We start from the raw sequence: 6,494 nt of genomic DNA on the forward strand, positions 1-6,494 counted from the left end.
GGCGCCCGCCTCTTTTTGTCGTGGCAGGCGCCCATGTCATCGGCCAGCCCCTGCGGCGGCCGCCCACTGTTGCCGTTCAAGGAGAAGACCATGCCCGCTAGCGAAATTGAAATCCACGCGATCGTGCTGCGACTACTGCGCGAAGGCTATACCGCCCTGACCGCCGCCCAACGCCGGGTGGTGGACACGCTGATGGCGGTGTGCTGACGCCTGCCTGCGGCTGTTCGAGGGCCCCACGGGGCTGTTTGCGATCCTCTTGAAGCCTTTTGGGCGCGGATGCGCTAGTGCTTATTGCCTGAGGTGCTATCAAAAATGTAGTAATTGCAGCTCGGCCTGCATCGCCTGCGCAATCAGGCGCATGTCGTGGTCGCTGATGGCAAACAGCCCAAACCGGAACGTGCCGCCCCAGCGCTGGCGGTCGTCCACAAACTCCAGCGCGTCCAGCAGCGGCGCAATCGCCGCCTCGCGCGCAGGCACATAGGCCACGTCCCGCCGCGACGGCACAAACCCGCCGCCCATGTCAAACGCATACGGCGCTCCCGGCAACACGATGCCGATGGAGACAAACGCCTGCAGCCGGTCCTTGCCCCCCATGGTCACCGTCGGCGCGTAGTACGCCACGCGGTCGCCGGGCCGGATGCGCTGCAGCGGCGCCACCTTGCCATGGCACACCTGCATGTAGCCCGCGCCCGGCGTGGCACAGCCCCGGCGGGCGTGCTGGGCGCAGGCCACGGCGATCCAGTTGCGGCGCGTGGCGGCCGCAGAGGTCGCTGCCGAAACAGGCATGTCGTTGCGCGCAGGCGCGGCATCCGGCCAAAGAGGGTGTTGCAGCACGGCGTCGGTCATGAGAGAGCTCCTGGTCAAAGAAGCCACCAATGGTGCGGGCGTGGTGCTGACACCGCAGTGTCAGTACCTTTGCAGCATCTCAGTCAGCACCGCAGGGGTACTCAGACCAGTTGCCCCCACTGCCACAACGCAAACCCGCCCAGCAGCAGGGCCGAGGCCCGGTTGATGCGCTGGCGCCAGGCCGGCGTGAAGCGCTGCCGCTGGTAGGCAATCGCGCCGGTCAGCAGCAGCCACCAGGCGGCAGAGCCCACCAGCACGCCCGCCACCATCCACAGCGGCGACGGCAGGCTGGGCCGGCCGCCACCCAGCGAGCCAAACACCGCAATGAACGACACGATGGTGGCCGGGTTGGCTAGCGTCAGCGCAAACGTGCCGGCCGCCAGGCCCAGCAGCCCCCGCGCATCGCGGGCTGATGCGGCGGTGTGGGCCACCGGCGCGTGCCAGGTGCGCCAGGCCAGCACCAGCAGCAGTGCGCCACCGCCCAGCGCCAGCGGCGTCCTGGCCTGTGTCAGCCCGTCAATCAGCCAGCGCACGCTGAAAGCGCCCACGGCGCCATACACCGCGTCGGCCGCAGCGGCGCCGAGGCCCGTGGCCAGCCCAGCCGCCAGGCCCCGCTCCAGGGTGCGTTGCATGGTCAGCAGGCCAATGGGGCCCACGGGGGCTGCAATGAGCACGCCGATGACGGCGGCTTGCAGAAACACGGTGATTGAGGTGAAGTCCATGCACCGATGCTAGGGCGGCAGCGGGCGGTGGAGAATGCAGAAAATTCGGCGAATCCCGCATTGGGTTTCGTTTTTTTCTGTGCCAATCGATAAAGGCTTTTATGGAAGTGGATGACAAAGCCTGGCGCCTGATCAGCGCGCTGCAGGCCGATGGCCGCGCCTCGCTCAAGGAACTGGCCGAGGCCGTGGGCCTGTCGGTGCCCGCCACGCTGGAGCGCCTGCGCCGCCTGCAAGAGGCGGGCGTGGTGCGCGGCGTGCATGCCGACATCGACCCCGCCAAGGTCGGCTACGGCGTGCGCGCGGTGGTGGGCATCAACGTGCCGCAGCCCGGCAAGAAGGCGCTGATCGACAAGCTGCGCCAGTCGCCCCAGGTGCTTGAATGCCACCACGTCAGCGGCAACGACTCGTATGTGATGCAGGTCGTGGCGCGCGATCTGCCCGATCTGGAGCGCTTTCTGGGCGACATCAACGGCTATGGCGAAACGCGCACGTCCATCGTGTTCTCCACGCCCATCCCGCTGCGCGGCCTGGCCCGCCCGGAGGTGGGCTGACTCACACGCTCAGAACGTGATCTTCACCGACGCCGCACTGCGCTGCGCGTCGCCATGGAACACCGCCTCGATGTTGTTGCCATCCGGGTCCAGCACAAAGGCGGCGTAGTAGCCGGGGTGGTAAGCCCGCTCGCCCGGCGCGCCGTTGTCGGTGCCGCCGTGGGCCAGTGCGGCTTGGTAGAAGGCATGCACCATCGCCCGGTCCCGGGCCTGAAACGCTAGGTGCGCGCGGCCTGTCAGGTGGCCCTGAGCGGCAGGGCTGTCGGCCGACGACACAAACAGTTCGTCCGCCCAGAAGTAGCCTTCGTCCGCCCCGCCCATGGGCACCTGCAGGGCCTCCAGCACCGCCGTGTAGAAGGCCTGGCTGGCCGCCAGGTCGCGCACGACCAGCTGCACATGGTCAAACAACCTGCCCCGGTGGATTTCTTGCGCTTCCATGCTGTGCTCCTTTCGTAGACCGTCGGTGCGTTGTGGCTTCAAGCCAGCGCGTGCAGACCCACGCGGTTGCCATCCAGGTCGTGGATGTGCGCAAAGAAGCCCATGCCCGGCGGCAGCGCCTGGCGCGGCAGGGCCACGCGGCCGCCCTGGGCCACCGCGCGGTCCAGCGCGGCGTCGAGCGAGGGCGATGCGTCCAGGTACACCAGTGTGCCGCTGCCCGACACCTGGGGCGCCGTGGGGCCCATCATCAGCGCGCCGCCTGCACCATCGGCTTCGGGGTCGTAGGCAAACACGGCGCCTTCGCTCGGGCCCATGTTCTCGCGGCGCATGGGCTGGCCCAGCACGGCCTCGTAAAAGGCCTGGGCGCGGTCCAGCTGGGTGGTGGGGATTTCAAACCAGGCGATGGCGTTTTTCATGAAAGGCTCCTTGTCGTTCAATGGGTGATGGAAAGAAAGAAGCCCCGATGGTGAGCGGGGGCTGCTGACAGCGGAGTGTCAGCAGCCTGTCACCCCGCATCACATTGCCGGAGCGGGCGCCGACGCCGCCACCTGCGCCCGAAACGCACGCGGTGACAGCCCCGCATCGCGCGTGAAGGCGCGGGTGAAGTACGCCGGGTCGGCATAGCCCAGCGTGTAGGCAATAGTGGCCACGCCCAGGTGGGTGTAGGCCAGGTTGCGCCGCGCCTCGCGCATCAGCCGCGCCTCAATCAGCCGCTGGGCCGACACGCCCGTGGCAGCACGCGCCACGCGGCTCAGGTGCGTGGGCGACACCGCCAGCGCCCGCGCGTAGTCGGCCACCTGCCAGTGCTCCAGAAAATGTGCCTCGATCAGCGCCTCCAGCCGCTGCACCAGGCTGGACTCTGGCGCGTGGGTGTCGTCCGGGCTGTGGTCTTCCATCGCGCGCGCCACCCAGCCCAGCAGCGTGGCGCTCAGGCCCCGCAGCACCAGCGCACGCGCCTTGGCCCGGCCCGAGAACTCCTGCCAGACCTGGCCCATGGCCTGGTGCAGCTGTGGCGGCGCAGGCGCCACGGCGGGCCGCGCCAGGTCGCGCCGCACATCGCCCACGCGCACAAAAATCTCGTCCATCAGCTCGTCCGCCAGCGTGGCCACCCAGCCCTGCGTGTGCTGCGTAAAGCGGAATGCGTGCACATGCCCCTGCGGCACGTTGATGAGCGCACCGGCAAACAACGGCACCCGCTCGCCATCCAGGTGCGCCACGCCCCCGCCCGATGTGATCAGCAGCACCTGGTGCAGCCGCTGGTGCCGGTGCGGCGCCAGCTCCCAGTCGTGCAGCGCCGACCGCTCGGCAATCGTCTCGCAGTGCAGCACATCGGGCAGGTGCTGCGACTCGCCGAACAGGCTGTACGAGTGGATGGTTCCGATGTTCGAAAAGTGCATGTTCTGGCTCCATCCGTCCATTCAACGCGGCGACTGTGCCACGTATCTTTGGGTGGTCGTTTTGACCCATGTCATCAACCCAACAGAGCGGCTCACACAACTCAGCGAAGCGCCCTGGCCAGGCGTCCTGCCGCAGACAGTACAAGTAGTACGGCAAGGCGGGACAACAACGCCAGGGGAGTTTTGTGAGTCGCTCGCCACAAAGGAGACACCATGAAAACCCAGGTTTGCATCATCGGCGGAGGCCCCTCGGGCCTCATGCTCTCGCAGCTCTTGCACCTCAAGGGCATCGACACCATCGTGCTGGAGCGCCAAAGCCGTGAATACGTGCTGGGCCGCATCCGCGCCGGCGTGCTGGAGCATGGCTTTGCCGCACTCATGCGCGAGGCCCAGTGCGGCGAGCGCATGGACAAGGAAGGCGAGATCCACGACGGCTTCATCATTGCCCACGACGGCAAGATGGACCGGGTCGATTTGCACAAGTACAGCGGCGGCAGCTCCGTAGTGGTCTACGGCCAGACCGAGCTGACACGCGACCTATACGAAGCGCGCGACCGCATGAACGGCATCGTCATCCACAACGCCGAAGACGTGCAGCCGCACGACCTCAAAAGCGCCAACCCGTATGTGACCTACCGCAGTGGCGACGAGGTGGTGCGCATTGACTGCGACTTCGTCATCGGCGCCGACGGCTTCCACGGCGTGAGCCGCAAGTCCATCCCGCGCGACGTGCTCAAGGAGTATGAAAAGGTCTACCCCTTCGGCTGGCTGGGCGTGCTCTCGCGCACCAAGCCCGTCTCGCCCGAGCTGATCTACGCCAAGCACGAGCGCGGCTTTGCGCTGTGCTCGCTGCGCTCGCAGGTGCTGAGCCGCTACTACATCCAGGTGCCGCTGACCGACAACGTGGAAGACTGGTCCGACGAAGCCTTCTGGGCCGAGCTGAAACGCCGCCTGCCCGCCGAGGTGGCCGCACAGCTCATCACCGGCCCCTCCATCGAAAAGTCCATCGCCCCCCTGCGCTCCTTCGTGGCCGAGCCCATGCGCTATGGCAACCTGTTCCTGGCGGGCGACGCCGCCCACATCGTGCCGCCCACCGGCGCGCGGGGCCTGAACAGCGCGGCGTCGGACATCTACTACCTGTACCACGCCATGGTCGCGCACTACCAAAATGGCGACAGCACCGGCCTCGACAAATACTCCGAAAAGGCCCTGGCCCGCGTATGGAAGGCCCAGCGCTTCTCGTGGTGGATGACGACCATGCTGCACACCTTCCCGGATTCGATTGCCTACGACCAGAAGCTGCAGGACACGGACCTGGCGTATCTGTTCTCGTCCGAGAAGGCGCTGGGATCGCTGGCGGAGAACTATGTGGGGTTGCCGTTCTGAGCACCTGGCAGTAGCACAGCTATCTAATCAAAGGCCTGCATGGGGTTCTCTCATGCAGGCTTCTTCTTTTGTGTGTGCCCGGAAGGCGTTGCGTGCAACCGGCGTTCCGTCTGCCCACGCGGCGCGCCCTATGGCCTGCACACTGCGGCTTCATGCGAACCTCATTCCAACGCCGCTTTTCATGCAGCCGCCCTGCACGGCAATATTCATCTGCTACGCAAAATTTAGGCAGAACTGATGCTTACGCCCACACAGCAGGCCCGATAGCATCGCACCAAGTTTTCAGATCATTGGCCCCGTGCTGTCGATGTGCAATTCGACGATGGCTTGAACACGATGAAGCTGCTGACGCAGCGTTTTGAGGCGCTGCACTGGACGGTAGTGGGCGCCCATCAACAACCAGGAAAGCCATCAACAATGGATTGGGTCCCGATAGTCTTCATCACCTTCAAGGTGCTCGTGTTTGGCACCTGCATGTTCTACGCCATCAAGTGGCACCACGACCAAGGGAAGAAGGCGAAGGAAGAGGCCAGCAGATCGCAAAAGCCTACTGCACGCACGCCGGGTACGCCGGAGTAGGCGGCAGCTGCCCCGCTGGTCTGGATGGCTCAGGCCAGTTGAAACCGCCCGCTCTACTACCGCAAGTAGCGAGTCGGCTCTGAAGCGAAATCAGCAGTCGTAATCTCGTTGTCTCAAAGCTGCCGGTCGTATTCGCGCGAATCGCGCGGCGAAGGACACCAAATAGAGGACGCGCTGAAGCAAGTGCACTCCGATAATGCGAGCCTTGCGCAGAGCGCCCGGTTGTGCGCTCATCATTTCATGTAGTGGTCTCGCAGCGTCGATTGCCGGAGCGAATCAAAAAAAGCGACTCACCTTCGGCGTGGTCGGATGGGGCTCAGAGCCCTACCAACGTCCAGCGACCAAAGCCATGCCAACTGGTGCTGACCTATAGGCCGTGAAAGCACGCTGAAATGCCTCGGCCTAGCTCTCTCAGTGCCCACCTCAAGCGACGGTGGTGTACTTTCCGCGCCGATTCCCGAAGGCCGGCTGAGTGCCTTCTAGCACATCAATCACTGCCTGATTCAAGCTTGCGTTTTCAATTGCACCGCACTCATATTTCAACGAGTAGTCGGCTGTCCTGTCGAACTCCGCAT

At 65.4% G+C, this 6,494-nt stretch carries 9 protein-coding genes; 4 read left to right on the forward strand and 5 right to left on the reverse strand.

The window, feature by feature from the left end; all coding sequences use genetic code 11:
* On the forward strand, positions 1-207 hold a 207-nt coding region (locus DBR23_RS30225), incomplete at its 5' end, for a hypothetical protein (RefSeq protein WP_108497281.1).
* A 99-nt stretch (positions 208-306) separates the two neighbouring features.
* Here DBR23_RS30225 and DBR23_RS03075 read toward each other — a convergent pair.
* Complete coding sequence (locus DBR23_RS03075; RefSeq protein WP_199227619.1) at positions 307-846, reverse strand: EVE domain-containing protein; 540 nt, start codon at positions 844-846, stop codon at positions 307-309.
* Positions 847-947: 101 nt separating this feature from the next.
* On the reverse strand, positions 948-1,568 hold the full coding sequence (locus DBR23_RS03080; RefSeq protein WP_108497282.1) for a LysE family translocator: 621 nt from the start codon (positions 1,566-1,568) through the stop codon (positions 948-950).
* 101 nt (positions 1,569-1,669) lie between these two features.
* Here DBR23_RS03080 and DBR23_RS03085 point away from each other — a divergent pair, with 101 nt between their 5' ends.
* Entirely contained in the window at positions 1,670-2,119 is a 450-nt protein-coding gene (locus DBR23_RS03085) for an Lrp/AsnC family transcriptional regulator (protein WP_056057187.1), read from the forward strand.
* Between the two features lie 9 nt (positions 2,120-2,128).
* Here the strand turns inward: DBR23_RS03085 and DBR23_RS03090 are convergent, their stop codons facing one another.
* From DBR23_RS03090 to DBR23_RS03100, 3 genes are all read right to left on the reverse strand, one after another.
* Complete coding sequence (locus DBR23_RS03090; protein ID WP_108497283.1) at positions 2,129-2,557, reverse strand: VOC family protein; 429 nt, start codon at positions 2,555-2,557, stop codon at positions 2,129-2,131.
* A 38-nt stretch (positions 2,558-2,595) separates the two neighbouring features.
* The gene (locus DBR23_RS03095; RefSeq protein ID WP_015012067.1) at positions 2,596-2,973 is read right to left on the reverse strand and encodes a VOC family protein; all 378 of its coding nucleotides are present in this window, start codon (positions 2,971-2,973) and stop codon (positions 2,596-2,598) included.
* A gap of 99 nt (positions 2,974-3,072) precedes the next feature.
* Positions 3,073-3,954 carry a helix-turn-helix domain-containing protein gene (locus DBR23_RS03100; RefSeq protein ID WP_108497284.1) on the reverse strand — a complete coding sequence of 294 codons (882 nt, stop codon included), beginning with the start codon at positions 3,952-3,954 and terminating at the stop codon, positions 3,073-3,075.
* A 213-nt stretch (positions 3,955-4,167) separates the two neighbouring features.
* Here DBR23_RS03100 and pobA point away from each other — a divergent pair, with 213 nt between their 5' ends.
* Positions 4,168-5,340 (forward strand): 4-hydroxybenzoate 3-monooxygenase, encoded by a 1,173-nt coding sequence (gene pobA / locus DBR23_RS03105; RefSeq protein ID WP_108497285.1) that lies wholly within the window; start codon positions 4,168-4,170, stop codon positions 5,338-5,340.
* 336 nt (positions 5,341-5,676) lie between these two features.
* On the forward strand, positions 5,677-5,919 hold the full coding sequence (locus DBR23_RS29155) for a hypothetical protein (RefSeq protein ID WP_146191215.1): 243 nt from the start codon (positions 5,677-5,679) through the stop codon (positions 5,917-5,919).
* Positions 5,920-6,494: the final 575 nt, after the last annotated feature.

The organism is Acidovorax sp. HMWF018 (assembly GCF_003061035.1).
GTDB lineage: Bacteria > Pseudomonadota > Gammaproteobacteria > Burkholderiales > Burkholderiaceae_C > Acidovorax > Acidovorax delafieldii.